18 protein-coding genes are annotated in these 21,659 nt (G+C 62.5%); 7 read left to right on the forward strand and 11 right to left on the reverse strand.

Annotated elements, in window-relative coordinates:
• Window positions 1–4 precede the first annotated feature (4 nt).
• From BMZ40_RS10975 to BMZ40_RS10995, 5 genes are read right to left on the reverse strand one after another with little or no spacing between them, the layout of a single operon-like run.
• The gene (locus BMZ40_RS10975) at window positions 5–3,436 is read right to left on the reverse strand and encodes an FAD-dependent oxidoreductase (RefSeq protein WP_092375369.1); all 3,432 of its coding nucleotides are present in this window, start codon (window positions 3,434–3,436) and stop codon (window positions 5–7) included.
• A gap of 16 nt (window positions 3,437–3,452) precedes the next feature.
• Entirely contained in the window at window positions 3,453–4,595 is a 1,143-nt protein-coding gene (locus BMZ40_RS10980; RefSeq protein ID WP_092375371.1) for a 4Fe-4S dicluster domain-containing protein, read from the reverse strand.
• 20 nt (window positions 4,596–4,615) lie between these two features.
• A complete protein-coding gene (locus BMZ40_RS10985; protein ID WP_092189046.1) occupies window positions 4,616–5,041 on the reverse strand; it encodes a hydrogenase iron-sulfur subunit in 426 nt (141 codons plus the stop codon).
• A 10-nt stretch (window positions 5,042–5,051) separates the two neighbouring features.
• On the reverse strand, window positions 5,052–7,061 hold the full coding sequence (locus tag BMZ40_RS10990) for a CoB--CoM heterodisulfide reductase iron-sulfur subunit A family protein (RefSeq protein ID WP_092375374.1): 2,010 nt from the start codon (window positions 7,059–7,061) through the stop codon (window positions 5,052–5,054).
• 21 nt (window positions 7,062–7,082) lie between these two features.
• On the reverse strand, window positions 7,083–7,352 hold the full coding sequence (locus BMZ40_RS10995; protein WP_092375376.1) for a transposase: 270 nt from the start codon (window positions 7,350–7,352) through the stop codon (window positions 7,083–7,085).
• A 457-nt stretch (window positions 7,353–7,809) separates the two neighbouring features.
• Between BMZ40_RS10995 and BMZ40_RS11000 the strand changes: the two genes are divergently transcribed.
• Together BMZ40_RS11000 and BMZ40_RS11005 are read left to right on the forward strand one after the other, a co-directional pair.
• Window positions 7,810–9,216 carry a sigma-54-dependent transcriptional regulator gene (locus BMZ40_RS11000; protein WP_092375379.1) on the forward strand — a complete coding sequence of 469 codons (1,407 nt, stop codon included), beginning with the start codon at window positions 7,810–7,812 and terminating at the stop codon, window positions 9,214–9,216.
• A gap of 148 nt (window positions 9,217–9,364) precedes the next feature.
• The gene (locus BMZ40_RS11005; RefSeq protein ID WP_092375381.1) at window positions 9,365–10,960 is read left to right on the forward strand and encodes an aspartate:alanine exchanger family transporter; all 1,596 of its coding nucleotides are present in this window, start codon (window positions 9,365–9,367) and stop codon (window positions 10,958–10,960) included.
• A gap of 24 nt (window positions 10,961–10,984) precedes the next feature.
• On the opposite strand, the gene BMZ40_RS11010 is transcribed toward BMZ40_RS11005, so the two are convergent.
• From BMZ40_RS11010 to BMZ40_RS11035, 6 genes are all read right to left on the reverse strand, one after another.
• Entirely contained in the window at window positions 10,985–11,437 is a 453-nt protein-coding gene (locus tag BMZ40_RS11010) for a PaaI family thioesterase (protein ID WP_092375384.1), read from the reverse strand.
• A gap of 87 nt (window positions 11,438–11,524) precedes the next feature.
• The gene (locus BMZ40_RS11015; protein WP_092375387.1) at window positions 11,525–12,565 is read right to left on the reverse strand and encodes an ABC transporter ATP-binding protein; all 1,041 of its coding nucleotides are present in this window, start codon (window positions 12,563–12,565) and stop codon (window positions 11,525–11,527) included.
• The gene (locus BMZ40_RS11020; protein ID WP_245751094.1) at window positions 12,562–13,392 is read right to left on the reverse strand and encodes an ABC transporter permease; all 831 of its coding nucleotides are present in this window, start codon (window positions 13,390–13,392) and stop codon (window positions 12,562–12,564) included. Before BMZ40_RS11020 ends, BMZ40_RS11015 begins: the two co-directional genes overlap by 4 nt.
• Window positions 13,393–14,370, reverse strand: a complete 978-nt coding sequence (gene wtpA, locus BMZ40_RS11025) for a tungstate ABC transporter substrate-binding protein WtpA (protein WP_092375389.1) — start codon at window positions 14,368–14,370, stop codon at window positions 13,393–13,395.
• Between the two features lie 192 nt (window positions 14,371–14,562).
• Complete coding sequence (locus BMZ40_RS11030; protein WP_092375392.1) at window positions 14,563–14,826, reverse strand: hypothetical protein; 264 nt, start codon at window positions 14,824–14,826, stop codon at window positions 14,563–14,565.
• A 99-nt stretch (window positions 14,827–14,925) separates the two neighbouring features.
• Window positions 14,926–16,287 carry an MFS transporter gene (locus tag BMZ40_RS11035; protein ID WP_092375395.1) on the reverse strand — a complete coding sequence of 454 codons (1,362 nt, stop codon included), beginning with the start codon at window positions 16,285–16,287 and terminating at the stop codon, window positions 14,926–14,928.
• Window positions 16,288–16,435: 148 nt separating this feature from the next.
• Here BMZ40_RS11035 and BMZ40_RS11040 point away from each other — a divergent pair, with 148 nt between their 5' ends.
• The 5 genes from BMZ40_RS11040 (at window position 16,436) to BMZ40_RS11060 (ending at window position 21,657) form a co-directional block, all read left to right on the forward strand.
• The gene (locus BMZ40_RS11040; protein ID WP_092375398.1) at window positions 16,436–17,344 is read left to right on the forward strand and encodes a bifunctional enoyl-CoA hydratase/phosphate acetyltransferase; all 909 of its coding nucleotides are present in this window, start codon (window positions 16,436–16,438) and stop codon (window positions 17,342–17,344) included.
• A 3-nt stretch (window positions 17,345–17,347) separates the two neighbouring features.
• Window positions 17,348–18,448: a butyrate kinase gene (gene buk / locus BMZ40_RS11045; RefSeq protein ID WP_092375401.1), complete on the forward strand. Its 1,101-nt coding sequence runs from the start codon at window positions 17,348–17,350 to the stop codon at window positions 18,446–18,448.
• Between the two features lie 117 nt (window positions 18,449–18,565).
• Window positions 18,566–18,961, forward strand: coding sequence for a bacteriohemerythrin (locus BMZ40_RS11050; protein ID WP_092375404.1), 396 nt, complete (start codon window positions 18,566–18,568; stop codon window positions 18,959–18,961).
• 125 nt (window positions 18,962–19,086) lie between these two features.
• Window positions 19,087–20,454, forward strand: coding sequence for an efflux transporter outer membrane subunit (locus tag BMZ40_RS11055; protein ID WP_177193120.1), 1,368 nt, complete (start codon window positions 19,087–19,089; stop codon window positions 20,452–20,454).
• A 21-nt stretch (window positions 20,455–20,475) separates the two neighbouring features.
• Window positions 20,476–21,657: an efflux RND transporter periplasmic adaptor subunit gene (locus BMZ40_RS11060; RefSeq protein ID WP_092375411.1), complete on the forward strand. Its 1,182-nt coding sequence runs from the start codon at window positions 20,476–20,478 to the stop codon at window positions 21,655–21,657.
• Window positions 21,658–21,659 lie beyond the last annotated feature (2 nt).

Here is a 21,659-nt window from a genome sequence, read left to right on the forward strand (position 1 = left end):
TGGCCTAGGCCAATTGTTCCAGGGCGGCGTCAATGACCGCCATCATCGGTCCGTCATGGAAGCCCTTGATCACAGTGGCGCTGTTGGGGCAGACCGCCGCGCAGGCTCCGCAGCCCTGACAGAGCATCTCGTCGACCAGTATGAGCTCGTTCTCCAGATCCACGGTGCGCGCCCCGTAGGGACAGGCCGCCACGCAGGCTTGACAGAGGGAGCACAGGGAAGGCCGCACCGTTGCCACCAGGGTCTCCCGGGCCACCTTGCCCGCCGAAAGGATACGCAGGGACTGCTGGGCCGCCGCCTTGGCCGAGGCCACGGTTTCGGCCATGCGCCGGGGCGAATGGGCCAGCCCGCACATGTAGACGCCCTGCTTCAGGAAATCCACAGGCCGCCATTTGCTGTCCGCCTCCTGGAAGAAGCCGTTGGCGTCGGTCTTGACCCCGAAGATCTCCACCAGATCGTCCACCTCGTTCGGCTCCACCCCGCTCGACAGGGACAGGATGTCCGCGTGCACCTCTATTTCATTGCCCAGGATCGGGTCCAGGGCGGTGATCACGGGCTTGCCCTCGACAAAGCGCACCGTGGGCGGTTTTTCCAGATCATAACGGATGAAGATCACTCCGGCCTTGCGCGCCTGGGTGTAGTAGGTCTCAAGAAAACCATGGGCCATGATGTCGCGGTAGAAGACATAGATGGGCAGGTCGGGGTTGCGCTCCTTCATGGTCAGCACGTTTTTCAGCATCTCCGGGCAGCAGATGCGGCTGCAGTAGTTGCGCTCGCCTTCCTTGCGGGACCGCCAGCACTGGATCATGGCCACCGCGCCGAGGCTGCCCACGTCAAGCGCGCCCGTGGCCAGTTTCTCTTCCAGCCCGAAATGGGTCATGACGGTCCTGTGCACGCAGAAGCCGCTCTCGTAGATCTTGGCCTCATGACCGCCGGTGGCCAGAATGGTCACGCCGTGCTCCAGCGGGAAGATGCCATTGTCGCCGCTTATGGCGGAGCGGAAGCGTCCGGCGCTGCCCCTCGACAGGACCACGCGCGCATCCTTGAAGACCTTGATGCGCGGATGCTTTTCCACCTGGGCGACGAGGTCCTCCATGTACTTGCGCGGGTCCGTGCCATCGAGCTGGGTATGCAGGCGCAGGGCCATGCCGCCGAGCTCCTCCTCGGCCTCCACCAGACAGACACCAAAGCCCTGGTCGGCGATGGCCATGGACGCGGTCAGTCCGGCCAGGCCTCCGCCCACCACCAGCGCCGAGCGCGACACGTCCATGAGCACGTCCGGCGGCGTGGGATCGACTCCCTGCAATTTGGCCACGGCCATGGACAGGCTGGAGAATATTTCGCGGGCCACATCCACGGCGTCACGCCCGTTGAAGGTCGGGGTGTGCACGTCGACCACGTCCATGAGCGCCGGATTGAGCCCCACGGTGCGAGCCATCTCCTTCAAGCGCGGGATGTAGGCGTAGGGCATGCAGGCCCCGATGAGAATGCGGTTGGGTTTCTTCTGTTTGACCGTTTCAAGGATCTGCTTCCAGCCAGCTTCGGTGCAGGCCTGGAACACCGGTAGCACCGTGCCGACAGAATGGACCCGGCCCACGGTGCGCGCCAGTTCGTCCAGATTCACCGCCTTGCCCAGGGTCGGGCAGGAGGTGCACACGGCCACCAGGGTGCGCACGGGCTCGCGGGAAACATCCAGATACTCCGGCTCCTCGGGCGCTGGAGCCGCCCCCAGCACGTCGTAGATCTTGATCATGCGCGCCGCCGCCTCGGACGCCGCTCCGGCCTGCATAACCGATTCGGAGATGTCGCGGGGTTCGCCGAACGATCCGGCCGCGAACACGCCGACCCGGCTGGTCCGCTCCGGGGCATAGGGCTGGGTCTTGCAAAAGCCCCACTCGTTGGTCTCGATGCCGACCGTGGCGGCGAACTTGTCCATGCCCTTCGGGGGCCGGGCGCCCACGGCCAGGACGACCATGTCGAATTCCTCCGACCGGCGCGTGCCGTCGTCGTTCAGCGATTCGAGCAGCACCCCGCCGCCCTCGGCGGCAGGCACGACCGAGTGCGGCCGGTTGCGCACGAAATGCACGCCCTGCTGCACGGCCTTTTGACGGTAATCGTCCCAGCCTTTGCCGAAGGTGCGCATGTCCATGTAGAAGATGGTGGCATCCACCGCCCCGTCCGTGACCTTCTTGGCCAGCATGGCCTCCTTCATGGAGAACATGCAGCAGACCGAGGAGCAGTAATTGGCGTTCTTGCCCACATCGCGCGAGCCCACGCATTGAATCCAGGCGATCCTGTTCACAGGCTTCCCATCACCCGGCCGCGTCAACCTGCCGCCCGTGGGACCGGTGCCGCTCAGCAGGCGCTCGAACTCCACGGCGGTGAGCACGGCCGGATGGCCGTACCCCCAGATATCCCGTCCGCCGTTCGGGTCCATGTCGGGATTGTAGCAGTCGAAGCCTCCGGCCAGGATCACCGCGCTGACCTGCAGCTCTTCGGTGGTGTCGGACATGATGCGCATGTAGTGCTTGTCCAGCCAGGGCACGAACTTCTTGGACGAGAGCGGCTTCATGAACAGATCCCGCGCCCCGCGCCGCACCAGCTCGGCCGCCGCCTCTTCCTGCCCGGCGGCAGCCAGGACGGCCACAGGCATACCGGGACTCAGCTCCTGGGCGCGGGTCATGACGCGCTGGGCATCCACGCCCTGCAGATTGAGCCCCACGAGCACGAAATTGATCGGTGCGCCGGATTCAAGCAGGTCCAGGGCCTCCTGGCCGCCGGCCGCCTCAAAGACCGGAAATTGCAGATGCTCAAGGCTTTCCCGCACCGTTGAGCGGGTCTGCTCCTCCTCGTCCGCCACCAGAATGCCGAACCGCGCGCGCTCTTCGAACTTGAGATCGATGGCCCCGGTCGGACAGACTTCGTGGCATTTCCAGCAGCGGATGCAGTTATCAAGATCCAGGACATAATGATTGGGAATGGCATGCGGCACGGGCAGATACACCGCCGAACGCTTCGTCAGCCCGGCGTTGAATTCGCTCGGGACCTTGACCGGGCAGACCTCGGAACATTTTCCGCAGCTGACGCACTTGTGCGGATCGACCAGTGGGGAGCGCTTGCTCAGGCTGACGAAGAACTTGCCGGGTTCACCTTCCAGGGACGCAAGTTCCGTTGAAAGCATCAAATCTATATTTTCATGAAACATGCCTTTGCGCAGACAAAACTGGCTGGACGCATCCCGGCTCATGAGCGGAAGCATGCGGCACATGCCGCAGTGATCCGAAGGGAACTGGTAATCCAGCTGGCTCAGGATGCCGCCATGACTGGGGCGTTTGTCGATCAGGGCCACCTTGTGTCCGGTCACGGCCAGATCAAGAGCCGCCCGGATTCCGGCGATACCCGCGCCCACCACCAACGCGCCGTATTGTTTCCTCATTGCCTCCTCCTCGGATTCAAGCCAGGTGCGAAACCGTATCCTGATATTCGTCCTCCCTGAACACCGTCAGGGGCGGGGCCTGGTCCAGACTGAGCCCAGGCTGATAGTCGAAACTCTTCTGCGTGCGGGCGGCCACGGTGCGGAACAGCTCCACGACCTCCACCCCGTTGGGGCAGGCGTTGGAACACTGGCCGCAGCCGACACAGGCCGTACTCATGTGCGCCATGCGCGTGAGGTGATAAAAGACGGTGTCGGTGGGCAGCTTGAGGCTGCCCTTGCGCTTGGCCCAATCCAGATATTGCCAGGGCTTGTGCTCGAAGACGTCGGTATTGAAGACGCACTCCTTGCAGTAGCAGACCGGGCAGGCCACCCGGCAGTTGTAGCAGTTCACGCAGGAACCCAGATACTGGGCCAGCTTCTCCAGCGTCGAGGTCCGCTCCTGCACACTGGCGTACATGGCGTCCCGCGCCACCTCACGCTCACTGACCAGGGCAGCGACGGCGGCTTCGCGTTTCCCGTCGGGTTCCAGGGGCGGCAGCCCCATGGCTCCGAGCAGGGCCTCGCCCCGAGGGCTGGCGGCCATGATCTGGATGCCTGAAGAAATGTCGCCCCCAAAAAGCCCTACGACAATGTCCGTGCCTTGCGGCGTGGGATGCTCGCAGACCTTGCAGGCTCCGGCCAGCTCGACGGAAGCGGGCTTGCGCCCCTCGGCCAGGGCCTTGTGGAAATCGGCACTGGCGGCCATGGGCTCACGCTCGCCGAGAAAATCGCGGTAATGCATGTTGTCGTAGGCTCCCGGACAATCCATGCCGATGAGGATGACCTCTTCAAGGGAGCCCTGATTGAGCTTGACCAATTCCATGAAGGCCCGGATCTCGCAGGGTCGCATGACCACGGCGAAGCGTTCCCCCGCCGAACCCTTGCTCAGCCGCGAAACGAGCTTCGCGCTGCTCATGGGAAAGGCCGGAGCCAGCGGGTCGGCCCGATCCAGCTGGGCCGGGTCGGTGACCAGGGTCGGCATGGGCATGCCGCCGCCGAAGAGATGCACGGGGATCATGATGCCGGACAGGGATTCGTCCGCCAGCAATTTCCTGAAAAAATCCTGCAGAGCCGGAACCGGGCCGTGTTCGCCTACTTCAATTCGTACCGTGGTGGCCATGATTACTCCTCCCCGTCCGCTTAAAGGGCTGCCATGCCGCGCACGTCCAGCGGGCCGAGCTCTCGTATTTCATTGATGAAATTATTGACCGTGGCCGCGAATTCATTGCCTTCGCTGGCCCCGACCCAGGTCAGCCGCAGCCGCCGTTCGTCGATGCCGAACTGCGGCAGGATCTCGTTTAAAAGCTTGACCCGCCGCCGGGCCTTGTAGTTGCCGTTTATGTAGTGGCAGTCGCCGGGATGGCAGCCGCTGACGAGCACTCCGTCGGCCCCGGACAGAAGGGCCTTGATGACATATTTGGGATCGACCATGCCCGTGCACATCATGCGCACCAGGCGGACATTGGGCTGCTGCACCATGCGCGAGGTTCCGGCCAGATCGGCGGCGGTGTAGGTGCACCAGTTGCAGACAAAAGCCAGAATGGCGGGTTCAAATTCCTGGTTCATGCAATCCTCCTCACGCCTCTGCTCGGTTCGCGGTTTCGTAGATATCTCCAATCAGGGCCATTATATCCGGCTTACGGTCCAGCAGACCGTCTATCTCGTTGAAGACCTGCACCTGGCGGAAATGCTTGATCTGGGCCGCGCCGCTCGGACAATGCCCGGCGCAGCTGCCGCAACCCTTGCACATGGCCTCGTTGATGACCGCTATGTGGCGACGCTCGTCGAACTCGATGGCCGAATACGGGCAAAGGCCAATGCACATCTTGCAGCCGACACAGATGTCCGGATTGATCCAGGAGGTCGTGGGGGAGATGGACACCACCCCGCGCGCGGCCAGGGCCAGGGCCTGCGCCGCACCGCCGGCGGCATGGGCCACGGCGTCGGGAATGTCCTTGGGCCCCTGGCAGGTTCCGGCCAGATAGATGCCGTCCGAGGCCGTGGAGACGGGACCGAGCTTGGGATGCTCTTCAAGGAAAAATCCGTCCCGACCCTGGGACACGCCGAAAACGCGGGCCACTTCCGTGGTGTCGGCGCGCGCCTCCATGGCCGTGCACAACACGACCATGTCCACGGGCACGCGCAGACGGGTCCCGAGCAGGGTGTCCTCGCCCACCACGACCAGCTTGCCGTTTTCCTCAATGACTTCAGAAGGTCTGCCGCGCACGAAGGTCACTCCTTCGTCCTGAACGCGGCGGTAGAATTCCTCGTACCCTTTGCCGAAACAGCGCATGTCGATGTAGAAATTGTAGACTTCAGCCCCGTGCCCGACCTTGTCCTTGATGAGGTGGTCGTACTTGAGGGCGTACATGCAGCAGGTGCGCGAACAGTATTCGTGGTAATTCTTGTCGCGGCTGCCGACGCAGTGGATGATGGCCACGCTCTTCGGGGCCTCTCCGTTCTTCATCAGGATCTTGCCCCCGGTGGGGCCCACGGCGTTGTTCAGACGCTCGAACTGCAGGGCGGTATAGACCTCTGGATAGCGGCCGAATCCGTATTCGGTCATGGGGGTCGGGTCCATGGTGTCGTAGCCCGTGGCCAGGATCACGCTGCCCACATGGTAGACTTCCCGGCGGTCCTGCTGGGTGAAATCGATGGCTCCGGTGGGACAGGTCTTCTGGCAGACGCCGCACTTGCCCTTGGTGAGCATCTTGCAATGCTCGGCGTCGATAACTGGGGTGCTCGGCACCGCCTGGGGAGAATTGCGATAGATGGCCCGGCGCATGCCAAGACCCTCCTCGAATTCGCTCAAGACCTTGGTCGGACATTTTTCCAGACACGCCCCGCAACCCGTGCAGATGTCCTCGCTCACGTAACGGGCCTTGCGCCGCACGGTGACGGTGTAGTTGCCGACAAAGCCCGTGACCTCCTCCACCTCGCTCCAGGTCAGAAGCTCGATATTAGGTTCCTGGGCCACGGCCACCATTTTCGGAGTGGAAATGCAGGCGGCGCAGTCAAGGGTGGGAAAAGTCTTGTCGAACTGGGCCATGTGTCCGCCAATGGACGGCGACTTCTCGACCAGGATGACGCGATGCCCGGAGCGGGCGACATCGAGCGCGGCCTGGATGCCCGCGATGCCCGCGCCCACAACCATGACATCGGGCACGACAGCCACCTCGCGCGAGTGCAGTTCCTGATGCCTGCGCACCCGAAGCACGGCGGCCTCGACGATATGCTTGGCCTTGGCCGTGGCCTCGGCCTTGTCCCCGGTCACCCACGAACAGTGCTCGCGGATGCAGCAGTGCTGCATGAGGTAGGGATTGAGCCCGGCTCGGGCACAGGCCTTCTGAAATGTCTTCTCATGCAGGCGCGGCGAGCAGGAGGCCACAACCACGCGGTCCAGCCCGTGTTCGTGAATGTCCCGGATGATCAAGTCCTGACCGGGATCCGAGCACATGAACTGGTAGTCACGCGAAACCGTGACGTTTTTGAGCCCCCGTGCAAAAGCGGCCACGTCCGGACAATCCACCTTGCCCGCTATGTTCGAGCCGCAGTGACAGACATACACTCCTATCCTTCTGGCCATGTCATCCCCCTTGTCCCACGATCAGCGAAGACTTCCGCCCTTGTTCAATTCCAGGGTCAACTCGCCCACCAGCCGCTTGAGCTTCTCGTTTTCGGCAGCCAGGTCCGACTGACTCGGGGCTCTGGCCTGCTCCTCGAAAATGAGGTGGCAGTGCTCCAGAAAATGTCCCCGCCATTTATAGTACAGCCCCGGTCGCAGCTCATGGTTTCGGCAGATCTCGTTCACACACCCGCCCATGAGCCCTTCGAGCACGATACGCGCCTTGGTTCTTGCGTCCCATTTGCGTTTCATCCTCCACTCCTCCTCGCAGGGGGCACCCTGTCATCAGACCATCAATGATCTCTTGCCGGGAAAGGCGAGAACGTACTTTCCGCGCCATGCGCCAGCACTAAGTTTAAATTCAGGCTATATTTCGATGTAAAAGAACTCCGCAACAGAGCGCCCTTGATCTCTCATGTTGTCCGTAAGAACACTTTGCGTGCCGAATCAGTCATTTCAAACTAATTCAAATAAATGGATTAAAAATAGTGCGCAATTATGGAAGGAGAGAAGGAGAGAGACAAATAAACATTGTCTTGGGACAAGAGAAGTGTCTCACTTGACGAGACAGCAAAACAGTGTAGGTGAGAACCATATCCTCGCATTGGTCGGAGCAGGCCCTTCAGGACCGGGCAACACTCACCTTTGCGAGGCTCAGGAAAGCCTAATTACCGTCTTGTCTGACAAGACGACATTTGAGGGAGTCTGCATGAGCGACATTCTGATCATCGACGGCGATGCGGCATTTTGCCAATCGCTGATGGCGGAGCTGGCCAGACACAACCTGCACGCGGCCCACAGCACGACACTGTCCAAAGGTCTTGCCATGCTGCACGTGGGCGAATTTTCCCTGGTCCTCCTCGGCGACGAGGCCGGCAGCAAGAACAGTCTGGAATTTCTGTCCACCCTGCGCGAGGTTCCGTCGCGGCCGGAAATCATCGTCATGTCCAAAAGCCGGGACCCGGACGCGGCCGAGGCCGCCATCCGTGGCGGGGCCTGGAATTTCATGCCCAAGCCCGTGAACACGCAACGCCTCATGGTCCTGGCGGAGCGGGCCCTGGAGTATCATCGTGAGCGTCCCGCCAAATGCGCGCCGGTCTCCCTGCGGCGCGAAGGGATCGTCGGCAACAGCCGCCTGCTCAATTCCTGCCTCGACATCGTGGCCCAGGCCGCATCCACGGATGTAAACGTGCTCATCACCGGCGAGACAGGCACCGGCAAGGAACTCTTTGCCAGGGCCATCCACGCCAACAGCTCGCGCTCGGGCAAGCCGTTCGTGGTCGTGGATTGCGCGGCCCTGCCCGACACCCTGGTGGAGAGCATGCTCTTCGGCCACGAGCGAGGCGCGTTCACCAGCGCGGAAAACCGCTCCATCGGCCTCGTCAAGCAGGCCGACGGTGGGACCCTGTTTCTGGACGAGGTGGGCGAACTGCCCCTGTCCACCCAAAAGGTTTTCCTGCGCGTGCTCGAAGGGCGCAGCTTCCGTCCCGTGGGAGGGGCAAAAGAAATCACCAGCAATTTCAGGCTATTGGCGGCGACAAACCGGGATCTTGAAGCCATGGTACAGGCGGACACCTTTCGCCGGGACCTGTTCTACCGCCTGCGCGGGATACGCCTTGAGCTCTCCCCCCTGCGCGACCTGCTGGACGACCTGAACGATCTCATCTGCCACTTCGTGCGCCGCGCCTGCAAACAGCTGAACATAGACAACAAGGGCTTTTCCCCGGACTTTCTCGACACCCTCCTGCAATACGAATGGCCGGGCAACATCCGTGAACTGGTCAATGCCCTCGATCAGGCCGTGGTCCGGGCCGGGACCGAACCCATCCTCTATCCCCAGCACCTGTCCAGAAACATTCGCGCCAACGTCGCCCGACTCCTGGTCGCGGAGTTGCCCGAGCTTGAAAACAGGACACCACCTCTCACGGACGGGGAGGCTTTCCCGAGCCTCAGGGAATATCGCGAAAAGCACATGGCCGAACTGGAGACATGGTACCTCAAGAATCTCATGCTGGTCAGCAAGGGTGAAATCACAAACGCCTGCCGTCTCTCGGGTCTTTCCCGGCCCAGGCTTTACGCACTGCTCAAGCAAAGGGGCGTTGAGCGTGGTTCGTAACGATTCACCGGCAGCGCCGATGCGCCCAGGCGACTTCACGCAACCCGATCTCCTCCGGCATTGCCCGTCACTTTCGACTTGCAATGCGAGACAAAAAGAGTAGTGCCTGCGCCTATTGATCAATCAAACAATCCCATGGAGGTTCCCCATGGAGCTCCTGCATAATCCCATGTTCCTGCTGCTTGCAGTCATCCTGTCCGGGCACCTGCTCGGCAAGATCAAGATATTCTCCTTTTCCCTTGGCTCGTCCGGCATCGTCTTTAGCGGACTTCTGGCCGGATTCGCGGGTTTCAGCCTGCCTGGTGTGATCCAGAGCCTCGGGCTCATCCTGTTCATCTATTCCGTGGGGCAGCAGGCCGGACCTGGCTTCGTGCACTCCATGAAGCGCGGCGGGGTGGCCCTCAGCATCGGGGCCATGGCCATGATCACGGCGGGACTGCTCACGGCCCTCGGCTGTAAGGCGTGGTTCGGATTTTCAAAAGAGATCACCGCCGGACTCTTCGCCGGCGCCCTGACCTCCACTCCGGGACTGGCCGTGGCCGTGGAACTGGCCAACGACAGCGCAGCCCCGGCCGCATACGGCGTGGCCTACACTTTCGGTGTTGTCGGCGTGGTGCTGGTGGTCAAGCTCCTGCCGCGCCTCATGCGCGCAAACATCAGACAGGAAGAGGAAAAGCTGGAACTGGAGATGAGCAGCCTGCATCCGCAAATCGAATTCACGCATCTTGAAGTCACCAACCCCAATCTGTGCACCGGGCCTCTGTCCCAGGTCCTGCCCGCGCGCATGGCCGAGGTGACCATAACCCGCGTTCTGCGGACAGGAAGCGACAGCCCTGAACTGGCCGTGGCGGAAACGGTTCTGAACATGCACGACACGGTGCGAGTGGTGGGAACATCCGAGGCCCTGCATCAGGCCGAAATCGTCATCGGCCCCATGGTGGATGCCGATCTGGCCTTCAATTCCGTGCTCATCAAGAAGGAAATCCTGCTCTCCCGACCCGAGGTGGCCGGCAAGACCCTGCGCGCCCTCAACCTGAGCCATGTCTTTGGGGTGCGGGTCTCGCGCATCACCCGCAACGGGTTCGACTGTCCGGCCGGTCCCAATGTGCGCCTGCGCCAGGGTGACGTGCTGCATGTGGTCGGCAATTCCGAGGCGGTTGAAAACGTCAAGAAAATGCTGGGTGACAACGTGCGTGCGCTCTTCGCCACCAGCGTGATGGTGCTCCTGTCCGGATTGTTCTGCGGGCTGGCTTTCGGGGCGCTGCCCCTCTATCTGCCGGGACTTGGAATCTTCACTCTCGGCGCCACCGGCGGGGTGCTGCTGGCGGGACTTGTCTTTGGCGCGGTGCGCCAGATCGGGTCGGTCATCACCGAACTCCCGAGCACGGCCAACGCCCTGATCCGCGATCTCGGACTTGGACTTTTTCTGGCCGTGGTCGGGACTGCGGCCGGAGGCACCCTCGTGCCGACACTGCGCGAATACGGCCTGCCCCTCTTTCTGGGCGGGGCCATCATGACGCTTGCGCCCATGCTCATCGGCGTGCCCATCTGCTCCAAGGTGCTGCGCATTCCGTTCCTGCGCATGCTCGGCGTCATCACCGGCGGCATGACCTCCACCCCAGGCCTGGCCGCCGCCTCTTCCCTGAGCGACACGCCTTATGCAGCCACGGCTTACGCTTCGGTCTATCCCATCGCCCTGGTAGGCATGATCATGGCCTCAAAGATCATTATGCTGCTGGGCTGACACCCGTGTGTTCATGGGCCGGAATCAATCCCGACCCATGGAGGCGGGCATGGGCGCGGCCACGACCTGTCCCCGGGCGCGCACCTCTCCAAGGGCCGATATCTCCACCTCGACCACGATCTTCCTGCCCCGCCGCTCAATGACCCGGGCCACAAGCTCAAGCTCAGGACCAAGCGGCGTGGGCCGCAGAAAATCCACATGCAGCGAGGCCGTCACATAGCGCTGGGGCAGGCCGTCATCGCCAGCCGCCGAGGCAGCGGCCGTGGCCACGCCGTGACAGTCCACCAATGAAGCGAGCATTCCGCCATAAACGAATCCGGGCAACGCGATATGCTCTGGCCGAGGCGTAAAACGCCCCACTCCCTGTTCTCCATCCCAGTGAGTCTGGATATGCAGGCCCTGGGCGTTGTTTTTTCCGCAGCCGTAGCAATGACTAAGGTCTTCGGCATAGCGATGCTGAACGGGAATGTCGGTCATGAAATCCTCCTTTAGAAAAAAGAATAGGTCCTATGGGTCTCATGGGACCTATAGGACCTATTCTTCATGCACTGCAAGGGCGTTTGGTCAGGCGTCCGGCATGAAATGCAGGCTTACGCGGGCAAAGGTCAGGCGGACCGGCCGCCCTGGCTCCAGCCTGCCCTGCTCCGGAAACTGCCGGTCCAGGGCGGCGGTGAAGCGCGAGTCCCCGCAGGACACTTCCGCGAACCACGAAAAGCCTTCGTGCCGCACCCCCATCAACGTTCCGGGCAGGCTCAGCCAGCCTGGAGCGGCGTGATCGGTGAACGAAACAAACACGTCCTCGGGCCGCAGGGCCACATGCCCGGAAACAGAAGCGCCTGGCACCTCAAAGCGCAAATCCCCACCCAGGCGGCATTCCCCCTGGCCTTCCACGGAAAAAATGTTCTTCATGCCCACGAATCCCGCCACGAACGCAGTGGCCGGTTTGCGGAACACATCCCCGACAGTCCCGACCTGTTCCAGGCGTCCCTCCCGGATCACCGCCGCGCGGTCAGCCAGGGTCAGGGCGTCCACGAAATCATGCGTGACCATGAGGAAGGTCAGCCCCGAATGCCGGTGCAGATCCTTGAGCGCCGCGCGAAGGTCGTCTCTGAATTGCGGATCAAGTGAAGACAGGGGCTCGTCGAGCAAGACCACGTCCGGCTTGCAGGCCAGGGCGCGGGCCAGGGACACGCGCTGCTTCTCGCCGCCGCTCAGGTTCACGGGCAGACGCCCGGCCACGCGGGTCAGGCCCAAACGCTCCAGCAATGCAAGCGCCATGTGTCGCCCCTCGTCCTTTGCGATGCCATGATAGCGTTGCCCGTAGGTGACGTTTTCAAGCACGCTCAAGTGGGGAAAAAGAGCGTTGTCCTGGTAGACAAGGCTGACGTTTCTGCGCTCGGGAGGCAGCCCGCCCACCTCCTGCCCGGCGACACGTATGCTGCCCTGCGCATGCTCAACCAGCCCTGCGATGGATTCAAGGATCAGGGTCTTGCCCGAACCCGTCGGCCCCATCAGCGCAAAAAATTCACCCGGCGCAACCTGAAAACCGACATCGCGCAAGCTGAATTTCCCGAAACAAAGGGCCAGGGATTCGACGCGAATCATGAATCCCTCCTCTGGGGCCGGGAGACAACGCGCAGGGCGATGAAAAAGAGCAGACTGACCACGATGAGGATCACGGCCACGGGTTGCGAATATTTGAGTCCGTAGGCGGTGAAGCGCTCGAACATGAGCACCGGCGCGATCATGGGGTGATAGGCGACGATGACCACGGCTCCGAACTCGCTCAGGGCCCGCGCCATGCACATGATCATGCCGACCAGCATGGCGCGGCGGCACAGGGGCAGGGTCACGCGGAAAAAGGTTGCGCCGGGGCCCGCGCCAAGGGAACGGGAAACCTTCTCCAGACGCGGAGAAACGCTCTCGAATCCGGCCTTGGCCGTATTGATGTAAAAGGGCAGGCCCACGAAGAAAAGCACCACGGTGATGCCCGTGACCGTGCCCATGATTTCGATGCCCATGCTCGCGAGCAGGCCGCCGAACCAGTTGTTCCGGCCGGCCAGGGTCAAAAAGGCGATGCCGATGACCGGGTGCGGGATCATGATGGGCAGATCGATGAGGCTCTCCACGATCTTCTTCCCCGCGAACTCCCGTCGGGCCAGAATATAGGCCAGTGGCGTGCCCATGATCAACGCAAGGACGGAGGCCATGGCCGATGCCCCCATGGACAGCCCCACGGAACGCAGCACATCGGGATCGCCCAGGGTCTTCCACATCTGCTCGGCATCCGGAGAAACCACGGTCCGGGCCAGCGGAGCGACGATAAAGACCAGGACCAGAATACAGGACGCGATCAGCCAAAACTGAAACACGCGGCCGGGAAGGCTTCGCAAAAAGCCTCCCCGGCTCTGCATGGCAACCGGAACATCCATTTATTTTGCGACCTTGACCAGCGCCTTCAGACCCTGCGGAAGCGCCTCGTGCATCGCGTCCGATCCGACGCTGGCCGGAACGATGGGCGGCTGGCCCTGGGCCTTCAGAATTGCAAGCCCACCCTGCTCGTCCAGCAGATAGGCCAGAAATGCCTCGGCCGCCTCGGGATTGGCCGCCGCCTTGAGCATGGTCACGCCGTAGGTGATGGAACTGCCAGTAAGTTCCATGAACGCGCCCGGTTCCTTGCCCGTGACCTTGACCACGGCGCTCTTGTAGAAAGGATCCATGGCATAGTTGCCAAGGTTGATGTGGTCGTCGAAGGTCACGTATTCAAGCCCGTGCTGCACGGCCACGGACATGTACTCGAAGGCATAGTCCATGTTGCCCGACTGCATCATGGAAATGAGCTCCACGGACTTGGGACGGACGTTCTTCTCCGGCCGGTTGGCGAGCACCTTGTCGTAAAGGCCCGGCTGACCCGTGAACTTTTCGGCGAGCTGGATGGTCATCAGGCTGCGATAGCCACAAGGATCCAGATTCGGATCCGAATGTCCCCAGACGACGTCCGGACGCTGCAGGATCTCAAACCAGTTCTTGTCATTTATTTCGTCGGCATATCTGCTTGTGGGGGTGTAGCAGAGCACGATCTGGTTGGTGGCGAAACGGGCGTTCCACTTCGCGAATTCAGGTACGAGCATCTTGTCGATGACCAGATAGTCGGCGGAGGCCATGATGTCCGCAGGCTTGCCAAGTTCCGTGATCATGCGCGCAAGCTTGGTGCTGCCGCCGGATTCGCGCTGCACGTCGACCTTGGGGTATTTGGCTTCAAAAGCCTTTTCCATGTCGGCAAAAGGCACGGCCAGGCTTCCGGCATGGAAGACCACCAGCTTGCCCGACGGCTCGGCCAAAGCTGATCCGCTCGCGCAGACGCCGAGCAGGGCTACAAGGAAAAGCACTTTCAAAAGATAGGAATTCATGAGCAACCTCCGGGTAAAATGAAAAAGGTGCCCCGTATTATGCCCTCCAGGACTTTTAAGTCAACACTGGCATAGAATTTTTAAATACGACCAAAACGGTCGAATCCAGACCCAAGAGCGCCGAACAAAAAAAATCCAGCCCCCGGCCGTACCGAAGACTGGATTCCCCAGGGATGGAAAATCGGGCCTGGACTATTTCTTCTGCGCCGAAAGCCAGTCGACGATAAGCCCGTGTTCCTCGTGGGTGACAGCCGGAGCCTTGCTCTTGGCCAGCATCCTGGCCACCGTGGCGGACCAGGCCGCCTGATCCTTGACCCCGAACCCGGCACGGACCCGGCCCAAATCGTGGCACTTGGAGCAGGTCTTCTCCACCAGCACCTGCCCGTCATCGGCAAAGGCAAATACGGAACCAAGGCACAGCAGCACGCCCATGACCATGACTTTAATAGCGCTCATGACAACTCCTTCTGTTTACTAAAATCAGCGAGACACCATGAACGATCGTTATTTCAATGTGGCCTCGATGAAAAGAAAATCCTGGCCGTCGCGCCCGAATCAGCGTTTCGCGACCCGGCCCAGCGAACAGAACACGCCCGCCACGCAAAGCCCGGCGCAAACGGCGAAAATGATCTTCATGCTGGCCAGAAATTCCGGGATCGTATCCGGAGCGATCTGGCGGTCCTGCAGTAAAAAGCCGAACACCACGGCGGAAATGCCCATGGACAGAGTCATGCCGAAGGTGCGCATGGTCGCGACCAGACTTGAGGCGATACTGTAGTCCTTCGGCTCGACGCTGCCCATGACCACGCTCATGTTCGGCGAGGCAAAGAGAGCGAACCCGAGGCCCAGCAGGGCCAGGATCGCGCCTATTTCCCACAGTCCGGTCTGGGCGCCCACCCCGCACATCGCCCACAGTCCAAGGGCGCAGAAGGCCATGCCCAGGCTGGCCAGCCAGGCCGCATTGAAGCGATCGGAAAGGATCCCTGCCACGGGAGAGAGCAGGCTCTGCACGACCGGCTGCACGATCAGGATGAACCCGGCGTGCATGGGCGAGAAGCCCTTGACCACCTGCAGGTACAGGCTGAGCAGGAAGCCCACCGCGAACGTGCCTGCGTAATTGATGAGGGTCGCAAGGCTTGAAAGCAGAAAGACGCGGTTGGCCGTGAACAGCGTCAGATCGATGAGCGGATACTGGGTGCCGCGCGAGCGCAACACGAACAGGACGCCCATGACCAGGGCGCCCCCAAGCAGCGGCAAGCCCCGCTCAGGCCGGGCCAGCCCGGTCAGCCCGTTGACGCAGCAGACCACGAAGGCCGCATAGAGCAGGCTCCCGATCAGGTCGAAGCCCTGACCGCGCGCCGGACGCCACTCGTCCTTGATCCCGCGGGCCATGATCCAGGCCAGCAGGCCCGGAGGCAGACACAGGAAGAAGACCGAGCGCCAGCCGAAAAGGGAGGTCATCATCCCGCCCACGAGAGGGCCCACGGACAGCCCCAGATAGACGCAGGCGACCAGGATGCCCATGACCCGGCCCCGTTCCTCGCGGGGGTAGAGTTCCGTCACGATGGCCACGCCCGTGGCCAGGATCATGGCCGCGCCCACTCCTTGCACGACGCGCAGGACCACGAGGCTGACCACGGACCAGGCCAGGGAGGCGCACAGGGAAAAGACGACGAAAGCACCCGTGCCCCAGACGAAGGTGCGCCTGCGGCCAAGGATGTCGGCCAGCCTGCCGATGGGCAGGAGAATGGCGGCCAGGGCGAGAATATAGCTCCCGGCCACCCAGCTCAGCTCAACGGCCGAGGCCCCGAGCTCGACTTGCATGACCGGCAGGGTGATGGCCACGGCGGACATCATGAAGGGTACCAGAAAACTGGCCACGGACGCGGCGGCCAGGGCGGCTGTTTGATTGCGCATGCTTCCTCCGAAGATCGGCCTTGATTAGTCCCAGCCGCGCCTGGGGGCAACCCCTGCAACCAAGGATGCAAAATTTGACAAAAACGGTTGCGCGCCACTTGTTTTCATCCAATCGATGATCTATCGGCAGGACTCGCAAGGAGATCCGATGCTTACATCCATGAAGTCCATCATCGACAAGGCCCTGACCCTGCCCAGACAGACCGTGGCCGTAGCCTGCGCCCAGGACGCGGAAGCGCTCACGGCCGTGGCCGAGGCGCATGCCATGGGTCTGGCCGATTTCATACTGGTCGGGAACACCGACAAGATCAAAGCCATCGCCGAGAGGATCGAACTCGACCTCACGGCGTTTGAACTTCTCGACGCCCGGGGCGAGGCCTGCGGAGCCGCCGCCACGGTGCAGGTCGTGGCCTCGGGGCGGGCGCAGATACTTCTCAAAGGGTTCGTCGACTCCTCGGTCCTCTTCAAGGCCGTACTCGACCGCGATGCCGGACTGCGCAACGGTTCCACGGTCAGTCACACCGTGGTCATGGACGTGCCCGGGTTCGACAAGCTCTATCTGCTGACCGACGCGGCCATGATCATAAAACCCGACCTCGCGACCAAGCGCCAGATCGTGCTCAACGCGGTCAAGGTGGCCCGCGCCCTCGGCAATCCGGACCCCGTGGTCGGGGTTTTGTGCGAATCCGAAAAGGTCAACCCGAAAATGCCCGCCACCATGGACGCCGCAGCCCTGGTGGAAATGAACGCCAGAGGCGAACTCCCGGGCTGCCGCGTGGGCGGGCCCTACGCCCTGGACAACGCCATCAGCGAACAGGCCGCCAGGCACAAGGGCATGAAGGATCCTCTGGCCGGCAGGGCCGACATCCTGCTGGCTCCGGATCTGGCGGCAGGCAACATCTTTTACAAGAGTCTCATGTACTTCGCCCACGCACGATCGGCCGGGGTGGTCATGGGCACCAGGGCCCCGGTGCTGCTCAACTCGCGGGCCGACTCCCACCAGACCAAGATCAACGCCGTGGCCCTCGGAATCCTCATGGCGGCAAAAGGAGCCTAGAACATGAAAATCCTGGTCCTGAACCCCGGTTCAACCTCCACCAAGATCGCGGTCTTTCAAGGCCGGGAAGCGCTCTTCGTGGAGACCATCCGCCACGAAGCGGCCGATCTGGATCGCTTCGCGCACGTCATGGACCAGGAAGGATACCGGCGGGAAATGATCATGGCGGCCCTTGCGCGCCATGAGCTTGCCGTCTCGGACATGGCCGCCGTCATCGGCCGGGGCGGACTGCTCCGTCCCATGCCCGGCGGCGTGTACGCCGTCGGCCCGGAAATGATCGCCGACCTGAGCTCCTGCCGCTTCGGAACCCACGCCTCCAACCTCGGCGCCATCCTGGCCCACGACCTGGCCTCCCGCGCCGGAATACCGGCCCTCATCGCCGACCCCGTGGTCGTGGACGAGCTTGGTCCCCTGGCCCGCTATTCCGGCCATCCGTCCATACAGCGGCGCAGCATCTTCCACGCCCTGAACCACAAGGCCGTGGCCAGACGCGTGGCGCAGGAACTGGGGCGCGCCTACGAGGAACTGCGGCTCATCGTGGTCCATCTGGGCGGAGGAGTGTCCGTGGGAGCACACGAACTTGGCCGGGTGGTCGACGTCAACAACGCCCTGGACGGAGACGGGCCCTTCTCCCCCGAGCGCAGCGGCGGCCTGCCCTGCGAAGCGCTCGTCAGCTGGTGTTTTGCCCCGGGTGCCAGCGAAAAGGAAATCCGTAGCAGGATCACCGGTAAAGGCGGACTTTTGGCCTATCTGGGCACTGCCAGCGGCATGGAGGTCGAGCGGCGCATCCGCGAAGGGGACACCCTCGCCCGGGAGGTGCGCCAGGCCATGGCCTACCAGGTGGCCAAGGAAATCGGAGCCATGGGCGCGGTGCTCCGTGGCCGGGTCGATGCCGTAATCCTGACCGGCGGGCTCATGCACGATCAAGAACTGGCCGCGCTCATATCCGGGCAGGTGGAATTTCTGGCGCCGGTCATGGTCCACCCGGGAGAGGACGAAATGTCCGCCCTGGCCGAGGCCGCCGAGCGCGCCCTGACAGGCATGTGCGAGACACTGACCTACCCACCCCGAACGATGGCCGTTGTCGGGCATAATCCAGACTGAAAAACCAGCCGTTGCCGATTCTTCCGGGATTTGGCGGGAATTGCCCCTTTTCCCGGGCAGCGCTCTGGGGTAAAGGAAAAGGAATATTTCCATCTCAAGCCCCAGGAGCCGCAGGGAATGCACAAAAAAATCATTTGGGATCAGTCTTTTGAGACCGGAATTGCCGAAATCGACACGCAGCACCAGCGCCTGGTCGAGATCATCAATTCCCTTGCGGACGGCATCGGCCACGTTTCCATGGACGATCTGCACAATATCCTGACCCAGCTCAAGGAATACGCCAATTACCATTTCCGGACCGAAGAGACGCTCATGGAGGCCGCCGGATACGCGGGACTCGAAGAGCACCGGGACGAGCATCTGGCCTTTGTCGATCAGATCCTGCTCTTCGATCTGGACGTCATCCTGGCTTCCGAAGGACTGGCCTGGGACATGTTCCATTTCCTGCGCGGCTGGCTGACCAACCACATCCTCGTTGTCGACAAGAAATTCTCGACAGCGATGTCGGCCTGACACCTTCCCGCGCATTCCATTTCAATCGCGAAGCGCGGGTTTTCCCCTTTTTTCAGGTTCAGATTGCGCCAATGTTCATGCCCAGCAGGACGTTTCCGCCATCGACTCCACCCGGAGCAATTTGCATGAGGCTTCTTGTTTTTCTTTTTCTTCTGACGGGATGTCACGCATTCGCTCCTGTCCCTCCGGCCATGCAGGAGCTGCCCCAGGCCTACCGGCTTGAAGCCGGAGAACATGATCCGGACGACCAGTGGTGGCGGGACCTGCAAAGCGAGGACCTTAACATCCTGATGGACGAGGCCCTGCGCTCCGCTCCGGACATGCGCACGGCCCTGGCCAGACTCGATCAGGCGCAGGCCGCAGCGGAAAAGACCGGCAGCGCCCTGTGGCCGACCCTTGGCGCAAGCGCCGACGCAACGCGGACCTGGACCAAACTCGACACCAGGAACCAGATCGAAAGCGACGCCTATGGTCTGGGACTTGCAGCCAGCTACGAGCTTGACCTCTGGGGCCGGGTCAGGGCCCTGCGCCAGGCCGACACCCTGGAAGTCATGGCCAGCCGCGACGATCTGCGCACGGCAGCCCTGACCCTGAGTGGCGAAGTTGCAGGGGCCTGGATATCCCTGTGCTCGACCCGGCAGCAGCTCGCCGTGCTGGCAAGCCAGCAGCGCACCAACGCGGACATCCTTTCCTCCCTTGAGCTGCGCTTCGCCAACTCGCTGGCCTCGGCTCTGGACGTGCTGCAACAGCGCGAGGCCATCGCCCAGACCGAGACCGTGATTTTCCCCCTGAAATCCGAGACCGTGCGCCTTGAAAACCGGATCAACCTGCTCCTCGGCAAGGCACCGGGCACGATGGATCTCGCCGGAGCGGCCGATCTCCCGATGCCCATGCCCCTGACCAGAGCCGGCCTTCCGGCGGAGCTGCTGCTTGAGCGGCCCGACATCCGCGCCGCCTGGCAGCGGCTGCTCGAGTCGGGCTGGGATCTGGCCGCCGCCAGGGCGGACCGCATGCCGGCCCTGCGCCTGACCGGAAATTTCGAGCACAATGGCGGTGACGCAAGCCGTATTTTCGACAACTGGCTGGCCAATCTGGCCGCGTCCTTGACCGCTCCGATCATCGACGGCGGCAGCCGCCGGGCCGAAGTGAAACGCCAGGAAGCCGTGCGCCGGGAGCGTCTGGCCTCCTACGAAAAGACCGTCTTCACGGCGCTCTCCGAGGTGGACACGGGCATCAACGCCGTGCTCAGACAGATCGAGCTAGTGCGCGCCCTGGAAACCCAACGCGAAGCGGCCCGGTCCGCCCTGACCAGCGCCCAAGTCCGCTACCGCAACGGCGTGCTCGACTACGACACCGTTCTTTCCCTGCTCCTCAAGCTGCAACAGCTCGAGCGCACCCACATCAGGGAGCAGGCCTCCCTTTTGACCCTGCAGACAGGACTCTGCCGGGCGCTGGGCAAGGGCTGGAAATCTTCTTTCCCCGATGCATCCTGAAAAAAACAAAGCGAAAAAGCCATGATCATACCCGAATGTGACAGCACCAAACCCTTGCCGCCCAAAGTCAAGCTTCTTGTCGTTCTTCTGGCCCTTCTTTTCCTCGGAGCCGGAATTTTTGTCGCGGTCCGTTTCATCAAGACCCGGCCCACGCCTCCCCAGAGGCCGCTGGTGGTCATCGCGCCTCTGGTCGAGACAACCACCGTCACGGCGGGGCCCCAAACGGCCGTAGTCCAGGCGCTGGGCACCGTCGTGCCCGCGCGCCAGACCCTGATCCGTTCCGAAGTGGCCGGAGTCGTCCGCGAGACATCTTTGGCCTTCGTGCCCGGCGGAACGGTGGTCGGGGGCAGTCCGTTGCTGCGTTTGGTGGACGAGGATTTTCGTCTGGCAGTGACCAGCAGGGAGGCGGAGCTTGAAAACGCCAAGGCCGCGCTGGAACTTGAACTTGGATACCAGCAGGTGGCCAGGCACGAATGGGAGCTTTTGGGAATAACAGGCAACGCCGGAGAAAGTCCGGATCTGGCCCTGCGCAAGCCGCAACTCGCCCAGGCCCGGGCCAAGGTGCGTCAGGCCGAGGCGGCCCTGGATCAGGCCCGGCTCGATCTGAAACGGACCACCGTGACCGCGCCGTTCACGGCCCTCGTACTGGAGAAGAACGTGGAGATCGGCTCCAGGGTCTCCATCACCGACACCCTGGCCACCCTTGTCGATACCCGTGAATTCTGGGTCGAGGCCGCCATACCGGTGGACCGCCTGTCCTGGATCACCCTGCCCGGAAAAGACGGCCCCGGCTCGAAGGTTCACATCCGTTCCCAGGCCAGCGGCGCCGAGCGTACTGGCCGCATCCTGCGCCTGCGCGGGGATCTGGAGGAGCAGGGCCGCTTGGCCCGGGTGCAGGTCTCGCTGCCCGCGCCCCTTGAAGCCACCCCCGCGCCCATTCTGCTGGGTGAATACGTGCGTCTTGAAATCGAGGGAACGCGTCTTGAAAACGTGATCCGCCTGCCCAGGGCCGCACTGCGCGAAAACGACACCGTCTGGACCGTACACAACGCGACCCTGGCCATCCGGCCCGCCACCGTTGCCTGGCGCGACACGGACACGGTCCTGATTTCAGACGGCCTTGAATCCGGCGACACCGTCGTGACCAGCGAACTGGCGAGCCCCATCGACGGTATGCCAGTCAGCCTTGGCCAGGAAAAGTAGAG

Origin of the sequence: Desulfomicrobium apsheronum, from assembly GCF_900114115.1 — a bacterium.
Classification (GTDB): domain Bacteria; phylum Desulfobacterota; class Desulfovibrionia; order Desulfovibrionales; family Desulfomicrobiaceae; genus Desulfomicrobium; species Desulfomicrobium apsheronum.

What these genes read in the sequence shown, in the direction of transcription:
- BMZ40_RS10990 (WP_092375374.1), bottom strand. Translation starts at nt 7,061, where the DNA reads ATGGCCAGAAGGATAGGAGTGTATGTCTGTCACTGCGGCTCGAACATA.
- BMZ40_RS11035 (WP_092375395.1), bottom strand. Translation starts at nt 16,287, where the DNA reads ATGCGCAATCAAACAGCCGCCCTGGCCGCCGCGTCCGTGGCCAGTTTT.
- BMZ40_RS11005 (WP_092375381.1), top strand. Translation starts at nt 9,365, where the DNA reads ATGGAGCTCCTGCATAATCCCATGTTCCTGCTGCTTGCAGTCATCCTG.
- wtpA (WP_092375389.1), bottom strand. Translation starts at nt 14,370, where the DNA reads ATGAATTCCTATCTTTTGAAAGTGCTTTTCCTTGTAGCCCTGCTCGGC.
- BMZ40_RS10975 (WP_092375369.1), bottom strand. Translation starts at nt 3,436, where the DNA reads ATGAGGAAACAATACGGCGCGTTGGTGGTGGGCGCGGGTATCGCCGGA.
- BMZ40_RS11060 (WP_092375411.1), top strand. Translation starts at nt 20,476, where the DNA reads ATGATCATACCCGAATGTGACAGCACCAAACCCTTGCCGCCCAAAGTC.
- buk (WP_092375401.1), top strand. Translation starts at nt 17,348, where the DNA reads ATGAAAATCCTGGTCCTGAACCCCGGTTCAACCTCCACCAAGATCGCG.
- BMZ40_RS11030 (WP_092375392.1), bottom strand. Translation starts at nt 14,826, where the DNA reads ATGAGCGCTATTAAAGTCATGGTCATGGGCGTGCTGCTGTGCCTTGGT.
- BMZ40_RS11000 (WP_092375379.1), top strand. Translation starts at nt 7,810, where the DNA reads ATGAGCGACATTCTGATCATCGACGGCGATGCGGCATTTTGCCAATCG.
- BMZ40_RS10995 (WP_092375376.1), bottom strand. Translation starts at nt 7,352, where the DNA reads ATGAAACGCAAATGGGACGCAAGAACCAAGGCGCGTATCGTGCTCGAA.
- BMZ40_RS11055 (WP_177193120.1), top strand. Translation starts at nt 19,087, where the DNA reads ATGAGGCTTCTTGTTTTTCTTTTTCTTCTGACGGGATGTCACGCATTC.
- BMZ40_RS11020 (WP_245751094.1), bottom strand. Translation starts at nt 13,392, where the DNA reads ATGGATGTTCCGGTTGCCATGCAGAGCCGGGGAGGCTTTTTGCGAAGC.
- BMZ40_RS11015 (WP_092375387.1), bottom strand. Translation starts at nt 12,565, where the DNA reads ATGATTCGCGTCGAATCCCTGGCCCTTTGTTTCGGGAAATTCAGCTTG.
- BMZ40_RS10980 (WP_092375371.1), bottom strand. Translation starts at nt 4,595, where the DNA reads ATGGCCACCACGGTACGAATTGAAGTAGGCGAACACGGCCCGGTTCCG.
- BMZ40_RS11040 (WP_092375398.1), top strand. Translation starts at nt 16,436, where the DNA reads ATGCTTACATCCATGAAGTCCATCATCGACAAGGCCCTGACCCTGCCC.
- BMZ40_RS10985 (WP_092189046.1), bottom strand. Translation starts at nt 5,041, where the DNA reads ATGAACCAGGAATTTGAACCCGCCATTCTGGCTTTTGTCTGCAACTGG.
- BMZ40_RS11050 (WP_092375404.1), top strand. Translation starts at nt 18,566, where the DNA reads ATGCACAAAAAAATCATTTGGGATCAGTCTTTTGAGACCGGAATTGCC.
- BMZ40_RS11010 (WP_092375384.1), bottom strand. Translation starts at nt 11,437, where the DNA reads ATGACCGACATTCCCGTTCAGCATCGCTATGCCGAAGACCTTAGTCAT.